Genomic DNA, 16,017 nt, shown 5'->3' on the forward strand with positions numbered 1-16,017 from the left:
AATCCAAAGGAAATTTCCTTTGGATTTTTTCTAGTATCAACCATTAATCAAGCAATAGAATTCAAATATTTTTATACTGCATTCTATTACCAATTTGTTTAAATTAATCTTTTTCTGGATCGTTCTTCTTCATTAAGGCAAGTGCTGCAAGAACACCAGTTAACCCGATGAAGGATAATTGTAGACTTGACTCCAATGTCTCCCCTGTTTTCGGATATTCTTTCCCTGAAGAACCGCCCTTACCTGAGCTAGCTACATTAGATGTGCCACCAGAAGTAGCCGTTCTCGAACCACCAGATTGTGCTTTTGAAGCCCCTCCTGAAGCAATACTTCGACCACTCGTAGATGTGCTGTTAGAAGTTGGCACGTTAGTACTCATGGAAGTACTACTACTATAGCTTTGCGATTCACTTCTTTCGCTTGCGCTGATTGAAGAACTCAAACTCGTACTTTCACTGTTACTAATGCTTGTACTGTTTGAATTCAAATCACTGTTTGACGTACTTAGGCTTGTACTTTCACTTATACTTGCTGAAGTACTTCCACTGTGACTTGATGATAAGCTTGCACTTTCGCTATTACTTACACTTGCACTGTCCGATCTTGAATCACTGATCGATGTGCTTTCACTTGTACTATCACTCGTACTTGCGGATGTGCTACCACTGTAGCTTTGTGATTCACTTCTTTCGCTTGCACTGATTGAAGAACTCAAACTCGTACTTTCACTGTTGCTAATGCTTGTACTGTCTGATCTCGAATCGCTGACTGATGTACTTAAGCTTGTGCTATCGCTATTACTAATACTTGTACTTGTTGAGTTTGAATCACTGTTTGACGTACTTAGACTTGTGCTTTCACTTATACTAGCTGAAGTACTGCCGCTGTAGCTTGCCGATAGACTTGAACTATCACTGTTGCTAATACTTGTGCTGTCTGATCTTGAATCACTAATCGATGTGCTTTCACTTGTACTGTCGCTCGCACTCGCAGATGTACTGCCACTGTAACTTGCTGACTCACTTCTTTCACTTGCACTAATTGAGGTACTAGTACTTGTGCTTTCACTTATGCTTGCTGAAGTACTGCCGCTATAGCTTGCTGATAGACTTGAACTATCGCTGTTACTAATACTTGTGCTGTCTGATCTTGAATCACTGATCGACGTGCTATCACTTGTACTTTCACTTCCACTTACGGATGTGCTGCCGCTGTAGCTTGTTGACTCACTTGCAGATTCACTCACGCTTGTTGAGATAGATTCACTAATTGAGACACTGATCGATTCACTTATACTTGCGCTTTCACTATCACTCGTACTTGTGCTATCTGATCTTGAATCACTAATTGACGTGCTATCACTTGTACTGTCGCTGCCACTTACGGATGTGCTGCCGCTGTAACTTGTTGACTCACTTGCAGATTCACTCGCACTTGTTGAGATAGACTCGCTAATTGAGGCACTTATACTTGCACTTTCACTGTTACTAATGCTTGTACTGTCTGATCTTGAATCACTAATTGACGTGCTATCACTTGTACTTTCACTTCCACTTACGGATGTGCTGCCGCTGTAGCTTATTGACTCACTTGCAGATTCACTCACGCTTGTTGAGATAGACTCGCTAATTGAGGCACTTATACTTGCACTCTCACTGTTACTAATGCTTGTGCTTGTTGAATTCGAATCACTTAGTGATGTGCTTACGCTTGTACTTTCACTATCACTCACACTTGTGCTATCTGATCTTGAATCACTGATCGACGTACTTGCGCTCGTACTATCGCTATCACTTACGCTTGTACTATCTGATCTTGAATCACTGATTGACGTGCTATTACTTGTACTGTCGCTGTCACTTACGGATGTGCTGCCGCTGTAGCTTGTTGACTCACTTGCGGATTCACTCACGCTCGTTGAGATAGATTCACTAATTGAGGCACTGATCGATTCACTTATACTTGCACTTTCACTGTTACTAATGCTTGTACTTGTTGAATTCGAATCACTTAGTGATGTGCTTACGCTTGTACTTTCACTGTTACTTACACTTGTGCTATCTGATCTTGAATCACTAATTGACGTGCTATCACTTGTACTGTCGCTGCCACTTACGGATGTGCTACCGCTGTAACTTGTTGACTCACTTGCGGATTCACTCACGCTTGTTGAGATAGACTCACTAATTGAGGCACTGATCGATTCACTTATACTTGCACTTTCACTGTTACTGATGCTTGTGCTTGTTGAATTCGAATCACTGATCGACGTACTTGCGCTCGTACTATCGCTATCACTCACACTTGTACTATCGGATCTTGAATCACTGATTGACGTGCTATTACTTGTACTATCGCTGTCACTTACGGATGTGCTGCCGCTGTAACTTGTTGACTCACTTGCAGATTCACTCGCACTTGTTGAGATAGACTCGCTAATTGATGCACTTATACTTGCACTCTCACTGTTACTAATGCTTGTGCTTGTTGAATTCGAATCACTTAGTGATGTGCTTACGCTTGTACTTTCACTATCACTCACACTTGTGCTGTCTGATCTTGAATCACTGATTGACGTGCTATTACTTGTACTGTCGCTGTCACTTACGGATGTGCTGCCGCTGTAGCTTGTTGACTCACTTGCGGATTCACTCACGCTCGTTGAGATAGATTCACTAATTGAGGTACTGATCGATTCACTTATACTTGCACTTTCACTGTTACTAATGCTCGTACTTGTTGAATTCGAATCACTTAGTGATGTGCTTACGCTTGTACTTTCACTGTTACTTACACTTGTGCTATCTGATCTTGAATCACTAATTGACGTGCTATCACTTGTACTGTCGCTGCCACTTACGGATGTGCTACCGCTGTAACTTGTTGACTCACTTGCGGATTCACTCACGCTTGTTGAGATAGACTCACTAATTGAGGCACTGATCGATTCACTTATACTTGCACTTTCACTGTTACTGATGCTTGTGCTTGTTGAATTCGAATCACTGATCGACGTACTTGCGCTCGTACTATCGCTATCACTCACACTTGTACTATCGGATCTCGAATCGCTGATCGACGTACTTGCGCTCGTACTATCGCTATCACTTACACTTGTACTATCGGATCTTGAATCACTGATTGACGTGCTATTACTTGTACTGTCGCTGTCACTTACGGATGTGCTGCCGCTGTAGCTTGTTGACTCACTTGCGGATTCACTCACGCTCGTTGAGATAGATTCACTAATTGAGGCACTGATCGATTCACTTATACTTGCACTTTCACTGTTACTAATGCTCGTACTTGTTGAATTCGAATCACTTAGTGATGTGCTTAGACTTGTACTTTCACTGTCACTCACGCTTGTGCTATCGGATCTCGAATCGCTGATCGATGTGCTATCACTTGTACTTTCGCTACCACTTACAGAGGTGCTGCCGCTGTAACTTGTTGACTCACTTGCGGATTCACTCACGCTTGTTGAGATAGATTCACTAATTGAGGCACTGATCGATTCACTTATACTTGCGCTTTCACTGTTACTAATGCTTGTACTTGTTGAATTCGAATCACTGATTGATGTACTATCACTAGTGCTGTCGCTACCACTTACGGATGTGCTGCCGCTGTAACTTGTTGACTCACTCGCGGATTCACTCACGCTTGTTGAGATAGACTCACTAATTGAGGCACTAATCGATTCACTTATACTTGCACTTTCACTGTTACTAATGCTTGTGCTTGTTGAATTCGAATCACTTAGTGATGTGCTTAGACTTGTACTTTCACTGTCACTCACGCTTGTGCTATCGGATCTTGAATCACTGATCGACGTGCTTTCACTTGTACTTTCACTACCACTTACAGAGGTGCTGCCGCTGTAACTTGTTGACTCACTCGCGGATTCACTCACGCTTGTTGAGATGGACTCACTAATTGAGGCACTGATCGATTCACTTATACTTGCACTTTCACTGTTACTAATGCTTGTGCTTGTTGAATTCGAATCACTTAGTGATGTGCTCACGCTTGTACTTTCACTATCACTCACACTTGTACTATCGGATCTTGAATCACTAATTGATGTGCTATCACTTGTACTGTCGCTGCCACTTACAGATGTGCTGCCGCTGTAACTTGTTGACTCACTTGCGGATTCACTCACGCTTGTTGAGATAGACTCACTAATTGAGGCACTGATCGATTCACTTATACTTGTACTTTCACTGTCACTCACGCTTGTGCTATCGGATCTTGAATCACTGATCGACGTGCTTTCACTTGTACTGTCACTACCACTTACGGATGTGCTGCCGCTGTAACTTGTTGACTCACTTGCAGATTCACTCGCACTTGTTGAGATAGACTCGCTAATTGAGGCACTTATACTTGCACTCTCACTGTTACTAATGCTTGTGCTTGTTGAATTCGAATCACTTAGTGATGTACTTGCGCTCGTACTATCGCTATCACTCACGCTTGTACTATCGGATCTTGAATCACTGATCGACGTACTATTACTTGTACTGTCGCTGTCACTTACAGATGTGCTGCCGCTGTAACTTGTTGACTCACTTGCAGATTCACTCGCACTTGTTGAGATAGACTCGCTAATTGAGGCACTTATACTTGCACTCTCACTGTTACTAATGCTTGTGCTTGTTGAATTCGAATCACTTAGTGATGTACTTGCGCTCGTACTATCGCTATCACTCACACTTGTACTATCGGATCTTGAATCACTGATTGATGTGCTGTCGCTAGCGCTCAATGAGGTTGAACTCGATTCACTGCTACTCTTACTTTCGCTCTCCGATATACTTTCACTTACTGAAATAGATAACGATTCAGAGTTTGATAAGCTGTCTGAGGTGCTTCCACTATCCGATATACTCGTACTATCACTCAGTGAATCAGAAATCGAACTGCTGTCACTGCTACTATCACTTTCTGACAGTGATTCACTTACCGAAATAGATAGTGATTCAGAATCGGAAACACTATTTGACGTACTTTCACTTTCTGACAGGCTATCACTTTCACTGTCGCTCAATGAATCTGAAATTGATTCACTAGTACTCTTACTTTCACTGTCTGATATGCTTTCACTGTCAAGGGCCATAATAAAATGTTGGTTTTGGGCCATTGAAATTGTAGGTAGTTTTCTCTTTATCGTTTCGTTTCTTTTCCTTTCGTTTCACTATAACTTTTCATTCGATAGGAAGGTCCTGTAATTTGAATAATTTTAGAATGATGGACCAATCGGTCCAATAAAGCATTAGTCAATTTCTTATTACCAAAAATTTCGGACCATTGAGACAGAGGAATATTCGTTGTAATAATCGTTGATTTTCTTTCGTATCGCATATTAATTAGTTGAAACAGTAAGTTAGATCCTTCTTTTGAGAAGGGGAGATACCCGACTTCATCAATAATTAATACAGAATAGCTCGCATATTTTTTGAGCATGGTATCACTTGTCCCACGTTTATGTGCCCGGATAAGTCGATTAACCAGTTCTGTACTAGTGATAAATAAACAGCTCTGCCCTCTATCAATACACTCTAAACCAATTGAAACGGCTAAATGAGTTTTTCCAACACCGCTATTTCCAATGAATAAAAGGTTGTCATACGTGTCTAAAAAGCGTAATGTCACTAAATCTTGAATTTCACTTTTTTTGATTTTGGGTTGAAAATCAAAGTTAAAATCATGAAGGCGTTTATGATAGGGAAACATTGCCCGTTTTAAAATTTTTCTTTGGGTCTCCTTTCTACGATAGCTAATTTCTTGATGTGTTAATTCAAATAAAGAATCAACTAGAGATTGTTCATTTTTAGCTACTTCATCTAAATGGGCAGGTAAAATTTCTTTGATACAGGTAAGATTTAAATCTGATAATTGATTTAATAACTGATGGTAATTTGACATATGAGCCTCCTTATAATTCATCGTAAGCATCTAAATTTTCTTCTACAAAGCGCTCCAACTCTTCGTCTTCTAAGTATTTGAAGACATCAGATCGAAGAATCTCAAGAGAGTCATCACGTTGATAATTTAAGGTTTTTTTGCTTAATGGGTGCGAGCGAATACATTGATGGCCATACCAAATGAATAGACTGTCCTTACGGACATCTAAAGTTACCTCTTTACCAATATATTTCACGGGAACAGAATACTTTGAGTTTTGATATTGGACCATGGATTCAATGGAAACTTTTCTAATTACGTGTTGGGTTCTAGAAACATATCTGACTAATTCTAAACGATTGAAAGGACGCAACACCGATTGTTCATCTATAAGAAGCTTAGAGGGATGATTATTCACTGCTTGAGAACGTTCATTATTTAAGTCATTCATAAACTCATAGACGATTCGTTTTAGCTCCTGCTCATTTTCAAACTCGTAGTTAAAGACCATTAAGCGGTTAACAGTACGAGCTAAAGCTTCAACTTTGCCTTTGGTTTGTGGACGAAAAGGGCGACAAGCAATCGGATTGAATCCAGCATCTTTAGCAAATTGACGAAATTTTTCGTTAAAAACGGTTTGACCAAATTGGCTTTTACTTCTATCAACAACTGTTTTCATATTGTCAAACCAAATTTCTTGAGGAACACCATTCCCGCAGTACTCAAACGCATTGACCAAACAATTGAAGACATTCGCTTGGGTTCGATCAAAGGTTACCTCTAAGTATTTCATGCGAGAATAGCCTAGAATATATAGAAAAAGATTGAAGTAAAAGACTTCACCATGTTTACTCACCATCTTAATATTTTCTTTCCAATCGACTTGAGCAGAAAGACCTGGCGTCGTTTCAATTCGAATGGTTGCCTTTTTTACACGCTTTTCTCGATAGTTCCGACAATATCGTTTGACGGTGGTATAGCCACCTTGATATCCTTTTTTCTTAATAAAATAATAAATTGAAGAAGCGGAACAGCTTAACTCCATTTTATCTTTAATAATTTCTTCAAAACCGCTTAATAAAAGAGGAGCAGAAGATTGTCTCTTTTTGATCTGTTCTACTTCCCCTTTAGTTCCAGCTTCATAGTAACGCTTGACTGTTCGGTAATCACAATTATATTGCTTGGCCATGGCTGCATAGTTAGGTTGAATATCGTTCATAATGTGTCGTAAGACTCCTTCTAAGACATCTTTTCGCATGAGTCACTCTCCTTGAATGGTTTCATGAAAAAGAATATCAGATTTTAAATCTAACCTACATTTTCGATGGCCCTTTTCCTACATTTTATCGTGGCCCTTTACATCAATTCTAAATGAGCATTGAATAAACGAGCATAGCGGGGATTATCGCTTAAGGCGGCCTCCCGATGTTCTCTGCTGAAAACGATCGAATCAGAGAAGGAAACCCATAAACAATCTCGCATAATCTCATCGGTTAAGCGCAGATTGAAAACCAAGCGGATCATTCTGCTGAAATCGTTGATTCGTTCTTTTTCCGGCAGCAGCAAACCCTGCGTACGCAATTCTTCAGGTGCGTAATGATGACCATTTTTAATTCTCCACAAACTGATAAAAACACTGTAGGTAAGGCGTTTATGGAAAATATGCTTTTTGGCTAGGTGATTGATTTTAGTAAATTCAATGATGAATTTTTCGATCGACTGGATTTGATCGTCGTTCATTTCCGGCAATGAATACTTTAGCGTATATTGCTTTTCAATAAAATAGCGATAGAAGAAATGGCGGATGACACTTTCTTTTCCTTCTAAGCGCAACGGGCGATACAGTAAAAGAATCCCCGCTTTATTTAAGGAGGGCTCGATCTTTTTTAAGTAACGTTGGATGTTTGAGGTGCTCAAAAACAGCAGACTTGATAATTCGCTGATATTGTCGCAGCTCTCAAAGAGCAGTTGTTCCATAATCTGGAATTCAGGTGCGGTGGTCAATGCTTCAGAGTAGAGTTTTCCGATGCTTACATCATCTTTTAGCTTAACCCGATACAGCCCCTTAACCTTCTCGACAATAAAGTTGTCTTGGAGCTCATTAATCAGGCTGATATCATTTAATAAAATCGGCAACGAACATTCCAATTCGTTGAGAATTCTCTCACTTGGCAACCCCTCGCGACTATAATACATCAACTCAATTAATCTCAATCTGCGTTTATTACTTGTCCCTAATATTTCACGAAAATCCACTATATCTCCTCCAAATCAACTAAGAATAATCCTGCATCTAATAAATTCAATTTCTCAAAAAATAAGGTTCATTTAATTTGTGACATCTAAATTCGTTTATTTCTGCATAAATTCCTGCCACAACGCACGTTTTCATTGTCTATTTCAACGGGAAATGTTCACATTTTCACGGCGGAGCCGCCAATTGATTAACACCTCTACCCACGTGTGTTTATTCAATCAACTCTTATTTAATAACAGTTATTATATAAGAGATAAAACCATAATTGTCATCCAACTATAATAGTATCACAAATAAAAAGGGGCGAATTCAATTTTCTTTTATTATTAAAGCTATTTAATCGACCATAAGAAAACGTTCGTTATTCACAATTATTGGAACTAAAAAATACAACACGCTTCCTATTATTAAAATGGGAATCCTCCTTATTTTCCAACGTGATTTACAAATGAAACCATTTACATCACTTCTGGCCGATAGTAGACTTAAAGTAATACGAATAGGATGTGATGGAATGGATATCAAAGCGATCGTACTGGATATCGATGGCACGTTATTAACTACAGGAAAAGTAATTTCAGAAAAAACCAAACAGGCCTTGATCGCCGCTCAAGAAAAAGGAATCAAAGTGATTTTAGCTTCAGGCCGTCCAACGACGGGGATGTTGGAACTAGCGGAACAGTTAGAAATGACGAAATATGAAGGCTATCTCGTTTCTTACAACGGTTCACGAGTGACCGATTGCTTAACCAAGGAAGTCGTTTTCAATCAGGCAATGAGTGTTGAAACAGGTCAGGCAATCTTAGAGCACTTGAAGAAGTTCGACGTAATGCCGATGATTGACAAGGAAGACTATCTTTATGTAAATGACGTTTACAACAATACGCTGCATTTGCCAGACGGCGATTTCAATATTATTGAATATGAATCTCGCGGCGGAAACTTTAAACTTTGTGAGATCGATGATTTGGCCGCCTTCGCGACCTTCCCGATCAATAAAATCTTGATCGCGGCACAACCGGATTATTTGCAGGAAAATGCTGACGCGATCCATGCGCCATTCGACGAAACCGTCACTGCGGCCTTCTCGGCACCCTTTTATTTTGAATTCACGGATAAAGGAATCGATAAAGCAAAAGCTTTAAATACGGTTTTCCCTGATTTGGGGATTCATTCGTACAACATGATTGCCTTTGGCGATGGTCATAACGACCGTTCGATCATTGAATACGCAGGAATCGGTGTTGCAATGGGCAACGCCGTGGATGACTTGAAAGCCATCGCGGATGACGTGACACTGACTTGCGATGAAGATGGGATCGCTGCTGGGTTGGCGAAGTATTTATAGACAGAAAAAGCAATCAGCTAAGCCTCCTTGCTTAGCTGATTGCTTTTTAATGTTCACTAAATGATTATGCGTTTCTTCTTTCTTCCAACTCCGCTTTTATTGTAGGATAGATTTTGTCCAAGTTGTAAAATAACATCGTGATAATTGAACAGAAAATCAAAATCATTGGAACGTAGAGATACATCGCTTGGATCGCAAACATTGCTTTGCCGGTTTGGACCGCTTCGCCCGGTTTGTACATTCCCCAAGCAAGGAGAGCTCCAGCTAATCCACCGGAAATTGCTTGTGCGACTTTCCCCAAAAAACCGTTAATCGCTGAAAGTGAACCCGAAACATTGACTCCTGTCTTCCATTCCCCGTAATCCACAGGATCGGCTTGCATCGAAAAGTAGATACTTTCCTTTATTCCATAACCGATTGCTGAAATAAACGCACCGAACAATATTCCAGCTACAGCCTTAGCCGCAAACATAATAATAACCAATCCAATCAACTGAATACTGGAAGATAAAATATATAAGTTTCTTTTTCCTATTTTTTTGGCTAACATCGGAACGAAGAAGTTTGCGAACATTGGAACTACTGACATGATAGTCGCAACTGTGATCGAAAGTGTCTTATTGCCAACGACAACTGAAAAATAATAGACCAAGGCACTAGATTGGATGAAAAAGCTTGTCCACATGAAAAGAATGTTCACCGCGAAGATCAGCCAAGGTTTGTTTTGCTTTAAAGAGGTAAAAACGGTTTTCAGCGATACACTTTTTGAGCTGCGCATCGGTAATTCTCGCACACTGAAGAAGGTAAAGAAAAACAGAAGACATCCGATAATTCCAAAAATCCCCATCACGATTTTGAATCCGATTCGTTCATTTCCGTTTCCGAAAAAGGCGACTAAAGTTAAGGCCGTCGAACTGACAATGGTCGCTCCTAAAAAGGCAAAGAACTTGCGTGAAGTCGACAGCGCAGTTCTCTCTTCCGTGTCATTTGTCAGACTTGGCAAAATCGAAGCCATCGGAACATTTACTAAAGTATAAGCTAATGATAGACCAAAATATGTGACATACGCGTATACCAGCTTTCCTGAGGCCGAGAAATCAGGCACATTGAAACAAAGAAAAGCAAATAGTGCAAACGGTATCGCTCCGAAAAGAAAATAGGGTCGTGATTTTCCCCAGCGTGTATTGGTATGATCAATCAAATAGCCGACAAGTAAGTCTGTCATACCATCGACAAAACGTGTGACAACAAACATTAAACTAATCGAAGCTGCACTCAAATGCATGATATCCGTGTAAAAATACAAAAGATACAGTGAGATCATCTGCCAAATAAGATTGCAGGCTAAATCCGATACGCCATAGCCGATGCGCTGCTGCCACTTATTTGTCCGCTTGTTTTTTACCTGATTTGTTTGTGTCGTTTCCATAATAAAACTCCTTTTTATAACCTGTCCATTGAGTACAAACGCTTTCAACACCTTCAGAAAATCTTGGATTGAGCATTGATGGATGCTCAATCCAGAATCTTCAAAACTAGTCGTTCTCTATTCTTTCGCTAGTAAATATTTGCCGATCAGATACGCTGGTGTACAGCTCCATGCATGGCAATAACTATTTAGAATCGGACTGCCATAAGGTGAAAAATCTAACTCCTCCGGTTTAAATGCTTCCCAAAAAGTATCGGCACCTAACTCAATCATTTTTCCCCAATAATCTTTCATCAGCTTGATTGCCTCTTCGGAGCAATCGGCGATGAACAGTGCTTCCACAACATGATGATACATATATGGAGTGGCGATTCCTTTTATTGGAAAATGCTGCTTCACCGTTTCCTGCATGATTTTCTGATTCTTTTTCGTGTCAAAAACTTCCGCTAAAACCATCCATACTTGGCTGGCAACATTTACTTCATTAGTTTCTTCGACGATAAACTGTCTTTGCTTTTTATCAAATAAACTCTGTTTAGAAAATTCAATCATTTTGTCTAAAAGCTGTTGATAAACTGCTTTTTCTGGTTCATTGTAGGCTTCAGCCAATTTTAGATATCTTTTTAAGGTATAAATCATGATCGCTTGTCCAGCCGTTGATTTTTCAAAATCGTTGGCCCAATCGACAAACACAGGCCATTCTTCCGTCAAAACTAATCGACCCTCGTTGTCTACCTGTTTAGTCGCTAAGTCTACAGCTCTTTTTGCGATTGGGTACAGATTTTCCAATGCATCATAATCATTGGTATGCTCAATATAATCGTATAAAGAAGTTACAAAGAAAAGACTATAGTCGAACAAGAACGTATCGTCTGGAGTCAACTCAGGTTCGGTAAACACATTTGCTGGAATTTTTCCTTCCGTTGTATGCATACCAGCAAAAAGATATAGACAGCGTTTAACTAGGAACAAATCGTTAAATGTATAGTAATTGGCTAAAGCCTGTAAACGCAGATCTCCCAGCCATAGCCGGCGATCGCGTTTTGGACCGTCTTCAAAAACAGTTTGCATACAATCTAAAAGAGTTTTTACGGATACATTGTAGATTGCCTTCAATTCATCGTCTTCAATAGTCACCTTTGGTAATTGATCCACGGAAACAGAACTTTTTGCAATAAACAGTGGATTGCTGAAGCTAGCCTTCCATTTTGGTGAAGTATCAATCACCGTTAATTCAACGTAGCGACAACTATATCGTCTAGGCAATTGCAGCTTGGCAGGCAAAACATCGAGATGAATGTATTCCTCTTGAATCCAAGAACGTGATAGCCAGCCATCGTAGTCTGCTGAATCGGCGTACAATTCTGACGGTACTTCAGCAAATTTCAATCGTAAATATAAAGGGGCATCCATCGGCGAACCCACTGAAGCTATATCAATGCTGAATTGACCAACGTAGTGATCTCCTAAATCTAAAATCAATGATTCTCCTCGACCTAAAGAATAGTCGCTTAAAGACAGGCTATTCTTATCACTTTTAATCAGCTCAAAGTCATTTACCCGTTGTTTCTCAGAAATTCGTTCCACGATCCCAATCGGATGAATTTCCGTTTCGATCAATCTTGGGATATTAGCCTCTGCTCTATCCAATAAGTTTTTATCGTAATCCCAAACCACATCATTATTAATTTGAAAGGTAAAAGCCATGCTCATTCTCCTCACTAACTGTTTTAGTTACACTTTGACATCTAGATCTTGACTCGCTTCGACTTCATGATTTTCAGATGTTCCATATTTCTTCTGTAATCTCATCATGATTATTCCAGCGACTGTCGCTAATAAAACAATACCCGCAAATCCGATCATTGATGATTGAATACGATCCGGCATCACTAGATACGGTGTGATGAAAGCAAAGAGTCCACAACACAGTCTTGAAAAACCATTGATGAATCCTTGTAGTGAGGCACGAGTTTCCGCTGGAAAGGATTCCTGTGTCCAGACTTTATAAATCGCCTCCCCTGCTAAAGGATTCCCGAAATTGTAGAAAGCGATTGTGATTGCTAAGGCGATAAATCCAGCTCCGCCTCCAATCAATGCCATGCCGACCATCGCCGCAAACTGAACAAATGCACCGATAAAAAAGGCTTTGTTTCGATATTTTCCACCAGAGATTGAAGCGAAAAAGATGGTTGTAGCGAGTGAAACAATATTTAACACGATCCCTAATCCCGTAGCCTGTGTCTGACTTGCTCCTGCGTTGGTCAATGCATATTGTCCCCATGTGTTTGCTAATAGATTCCAACAAACATAAAATGTAATGATTGCTAAAAAGAAGCCTAGATATTTGTTTTTATTTTGACCAAACAAAACGGTTTTAAATGAAACCTCTTGTCCTGGTTGGCTGATCGTTTTATTCGCCGCTTGACGTGCATAGCCCTCTTCATGGAAGATCTTGAATTTGACCGAAAAAGTCCGCCACAGCCAAGTCACTATCGCAAAACCGAATAAGATAGCGAAAACGATTCTAGCGCCAAGAACACCTTCAATCCCAGAAAGCAGGAAGGAACAAATATAAGAAATGAATACTCCGATTTGCCAAAAAATCTGCGTTGATGAAACCAGCTTAGCAGAGGTCGTTTCGTCCGGTGCATCATGCGAAACAACCGTCAAACTAATTGGCAGGTCTGCCCCTGAGGAAGCTCCCATAATAATCACACCTGTTAACAACATCAAAAAACTATTCGAGAAAAGACAAATTGCTGCGCCGATCGCATAAAATAGATTCAACCAATTAAAGGAACGAATCAAACCAAAGCCTTTACTAATATTTCCGGCGAACATCGAACCGAAGGCAATCGCAAAGGTCAAACCACCCGAGAGTATTCCGACTTGCCCAGTCGTTAATTCCAACCCTTTTTGCCAAACTGGGATCGTCGCAGATAGTCCGACGATACACCCCGAACCTAACATTGATCCTATTCCAGCGGCTGTAGCTAGTGGGGAATACCTTTTCACTAACGAATTATTTGAATCACTTTTTTTACTCACACTCACACACTCCATTTCATCATTCTAATCAGCTGATCAACTTATGGACTTATTGTAAGCGCATTACAGAATTTCAACTATGGCCGAAAGCCAGATGTTTTTTATCCAAACTACAGAAAAACGATCTTCCTTTTAAAAAAGGAAGATCGTTTTCTTTTCAACTTAAGTTAGTTTATTTCTTACTTGTTTCGGTGTCTTATCAGTGAATCTAGCAAAGAGCTTGTAGAGCGAGGGCAAGGAATTGAAGCCAACTTCATAGGCAATTTCTTCAATGCTTTTATCCGTTTCCTTCATCAATTCCAATGCCGTTTGATACTTGGCAGAATTGAGCAAATCCTGAAATGTCCGCCCCGTTTCTTTTTTTAATTTATTCCCAATATAATTGGAATTATAACCAAATTCTTTTGCCAAATCCTTCAAGCTAAGCTGTCGAAAATGGATGTCGATATATTTTAGGATACAAATGATCTCTTCATCCTTTTTCTGATAATTGTCCAAGCTTTCTTCTTCGATCATTCGAGTCAATTCAATCAGTAAAAGGGAGAGTAAAAGATTGGCAGCTCGCATATAATACCGTCTCTTTTGAAGATATTCTGAAATAAGATTTTGAATTATTTTTTGGACCTCATCCTTTCCTCCACAATGAAAGTGAATAAACGCATCATGCTTCCCCGTTTTATTTGAAGCATTCATCAAAAACTCGTTGACCAATCCTGTTGATTTGACCATATTAATGATGATATCTGTCGTAATTGATTCATCCTTCAACAAAATATTGACCAATAAATCGTCCTCACTCAACGGATCAATTCGCTGGACAATATCTTTATCTAATAGAATAATCTCACCCTCTTGCAGAACGACTTTTTTCTCATTGACATACTGAGTACAGCTGCCGGAAATCATATAATTAAATTCCACAAATTCGTGTGTATGATTTGGCATTGCTGAGTAGCGATGATGCTTGTTGATAAAGATATTGCCTTCTTTGAAAAAGTTACTGCTGGGCATTTTGGGAATCGCTACGTCTTCAAATGGCAAATTCTGATCGTTGACATTGTACCCTTTCGTACGTTGAATTTTTTCGATTTCATTTTCTTGCCGTAGTATTTCTTTTAATTCTTCATAATTCATCTGTATTCCTCCAACCAAGCTGCAAAAAAAAACGTAGAGTAATGTACTGACTTTAAATTTCCTTCGTCTCTAGAATAGCATCGCTGAGATGGAAATAGAAAGATTTTTCACTCATAGAGCTAATTGACTTATAAAAAAAAGCAAGATCTCTACAAGACCTTGCCTTTAATCGTTAACTATTCACCTGTGATTCTTCAACGGTCACCACGAAATCGTTCCCCTCAACACCGAAGTATTCAGCAACTCGTTTCTTTAATTCTTGCATTGCTTGATTCGCTCTTTGAGCCTGCTCGGAATTGATCGATTCCATAAAAAAGATGACCTCTTGGGTTGTTTCGGTCAGCATCGTTCGCTGTGCTTCCCGCCAATTCAGACAGCGGCAAATCGCCCCTTCATTGTCGTAATAAATAATTTCTCCCGGTAAGGCTGGCGCGTCCGCTTCGGCTCCTAATGGTAAAAAGGATTCACCGCCAACGGCTTGACCTAAATGAATGTCCCCGGCAATTTTCTGTAAGTCTTCCCCGCCGCATGGAACTGCAAATTCTAACGAAATGCTGTTGTAGATATCGACCAGCGGATTGATCGGATGAAATTCACGATCCTGACTGACTCTTTTCAACAACGCCTCGATTGAAGATCGGACACCCTTTTTTATTTTGAACTGGCTAAAGGCTCCGCGCCATTCAGCAATCACTGGATTTTGGCTAAAGGTTTCTTCCAGCAAAAATCCTTTCGCCGCTTCCTTTCCCTTGGCTAGCAAATCAATCAAATAGGGATCATTTTCCTGCTTCTGTTGGTTGCTGATTCCTTTTACGATCAATACGTGGATTTGTGCTTCGGGGAATACTTCCCAAAATGTTGGATCTGCTATAAATTTTGTCATTT

At 39.9% G+C, this 16,017-nt stretch carries 12 protein-coding genes; 1 reads left to right on the forward strand and 11 read right to left on the reverse strand.

Going from position 1 to position 16,017, the window contains the following annotated elements; translation table 11 throughout:
- Positions 1 to 103: 103 nt before the first annotated feature.
- The 6 genes from I585_RS23860 to I585_RS14455 all read right to left on the reverse strand — a co-directional run bounded on the left by I585_RS23860 (position 104) and on the right by I585_RS14455 (position 8,169).
- Entirely contained in the window at positions 104 to 379 is a 276-nt protein-coding gene (locus I585_RS23860; RefSeq protein WP_174302249.1) for a hypothetical protein, read from the reverse strand.
- A gap of 482 nt (positions 380 to 861) precedes the next feature.
- The gene (locus I585_RS23865; protein ID WP_034710210.1) at positions 862 to 1,068 is read right to left on the reverse strand and encodes a hypothetical protein; all 207 of its coding nucleotides are present in this window, start codon (positions 1,066 to 1,068) and stop codon (positions 862 to 864) included.
- The gene (locus tag I585_RS23870; RefSeq protein ID WP_276327155.1) at positions 1,069 to 1,194 is read right to left on the reverse strand and encodes a hypothetical protein; all 126 of its coding nucleotides are present in this window, start codon (positions 1,192 to 1,194) and stop codon (positions 1,069 to 1,071) included.
- 3,978 nt (positions 1,195 to 5,172) lie between these two features.
- Positions 5,173 to 5,934, reverse strand: coding sequence for an IS21-like element helper ATPase IstB (istB, locus tag I585_RS14445; RefSeq protein WP_003129321.1), 762 nt, complete (start codon positions 5,932 to 5,934; stop codon positions 5,173 to 5,175).
- 10 nt (positions 5,935 to 5,944) lie between these two features.
- A complete protein-coding gene (gene istA, locus I585_RS14450; protein ID WP_010741239.1) occupies positions 5,945 to 7,171 on the reverse strand; it encodes an IS21 family transposase in 1,227 nt (408 codons plus the stop codon).
- Positions 7,172 to 7,269: 98 nt separating this feature from the next.
- Positions 7,270 to 8,169, reverse strand: coding sequence for an AcpB/EbpR/MafR family transcriptional regulator (locus tag I585_RS14455; RefSeq protein WP_010741400.1), 900 nt, complete (start codon positions 8,167 to 8,169; stop codon positions 7,270 to 7,272).
- A 515-nt stretch (positions 8,170 to 8,684) separates the two neighbouring features.
- Here I585_RS14455 and I585_RS14460 point away from each other — a divergent pair.
- Complete coding sequence (locus tag I585_RS14460) at positions 8,685 to 9,518, forward strand: Cof-type HAD-IIB family hydrolase (RefSeq protein ID WP_010741401.1); 834 nt, start codon at positions 8,685 to 8,687, stop codon at positions 9,516 to 9,518.
- A 64-nt stretch (positions 9,519 to 9,582) separates the two neighbouring features.
- Here I585_RS14460 and I585_RS14465 read toward each other — a convergent pair whose 3' ends face one another.
- The 5 genes from I585_RS14465 to I585_RS14485 all read right to left on the reverse strand — a co-directional run bounded on the left by I585_RS14465 (position 9,583) and on the right by I585_RS14485 (position 16,015).
- Positions 9,583 to 10,947: an MFS transporter gene (locus tag I585_RS14465; RefSeq protein ID WP_010741402.1), complete on the reverse strand. Its 1,365-nt coding sequence runs from the start codon at positions 10,945 to 10,947 to the stop codon at positions 9,583 to 9,585.
- Between the two features lie 117 nt (positions 10,948 to 11,064).
- A complete protein-coding gene (locus I585_RS14470; protein ID WP_010741404.1) occupies positions 11,065 to 12,654 on the reverse strand; it encodes an alpha-L-rhamnosidase-related protein in 1,590 nt (529 codons plus the stop codon).
- A gap of 27 nt (positions 12,655 to 12,681) precedes the next feature.
- On the reverse strand, positions 12,682 to 13,998 hold the full coding sequence (locus tag I585_RS14475) for an MFS transporter (protein WP_010741405.1): 1,317 nt from the start codon (positions 13,996 to 13,998) through the stop codon (positions 12,682 to 12,684).
- Between the two features lie 162 nt (positions 13,999 to 14,160).
- On the reverse strand, positions 14,161 to 15,132 hold the full coding sequence (locus I585_RS14480) for an AraC family transcriptional regulator (RefSeq protein ID WP_010741406.1): 972 nt from the start codon (positions 15,130 to 15,132) through the stop codon (positions 14,161 to 14,163).
- 172 nt (positions 15,133 to 15,304) lie between these two features.
- Positions 15,305 to 16,015, reverse strand: a complete 711-nt coding sequence (locus I585_RS14485; RefSeq protein WP_010741407.1) for a B3/B4 domain-containing protein — start codon at positions 16,013 to 16,015, stop codon at positions 15,305 to 15,307.
- Positions 16,016 to 16,017: the final 2 nt, after the last annotated feature.

This window comes from Enterococcus malodoratus ATCC 43197 (assembly GCF_000407185.1).
Lineage (GTDB): Bacteria > Bacillota > Bacilli > Lactobacillales > Enterococcaceae > Enterococcus_A > Enterococcus_A malodoratus.

Bases quoted from the DNA above. Each gene is read 5' to 3' on its own strand.
- I585_RS14460 (WP_010741401.1), top strand. From the start codon at position 8,685: ATGGATATCAAAGCGATCGTACTGGATATCGATGGCACGTTATTAACT.
- I585_RS14470 (WP_010741404.1), bottom strand. From the start codon at position 12,654: ATGGCTTTTACCTTTCAAATTAATAATGATGTGGTTTGGGATTACGAT.
- istA (WP_010741239.1), bottom strand. From the start codon at position 7,171: ATGCGAAAAGATGTCTTAGAAGGAGTCTTACGACACATTATGAACGAT.
- istB (WP_003129321.1), bottom strand. From the start codon at position 5,934: ATGTCAAATTACCATCAGTTATTAAATCAATTATCAGATTTAAATCTT.
- I585_RS14485 (WP_010741407.1), bottom strand. From the start codon at position 16,015: ATGACAAAATTTATAGCAGATCCAACATTTTGGGAAGTATTCCCCGAA.
- I585_RS14465 (WP_010741402.1), bottom strand. From the start codon at position 10,947: ATGGAAACGACACAAACAAATCAGGTAAAAAACAAGCGGACAAATAAG.
- I585_RS23860 (WP_174302249.1), bottom strand. From the start codon at position 379: ATGAGTACTAACGTGCCAACTTCTAACAGCACATCTACGAGTGGTCGA.
- I585_RS14480 (WP_010741406.1), bottom strand. From the start codon at position 15,132: ATGAATTATGAAGAATTAAAAGAAATACTACGGCAAGAAAATGAAATC.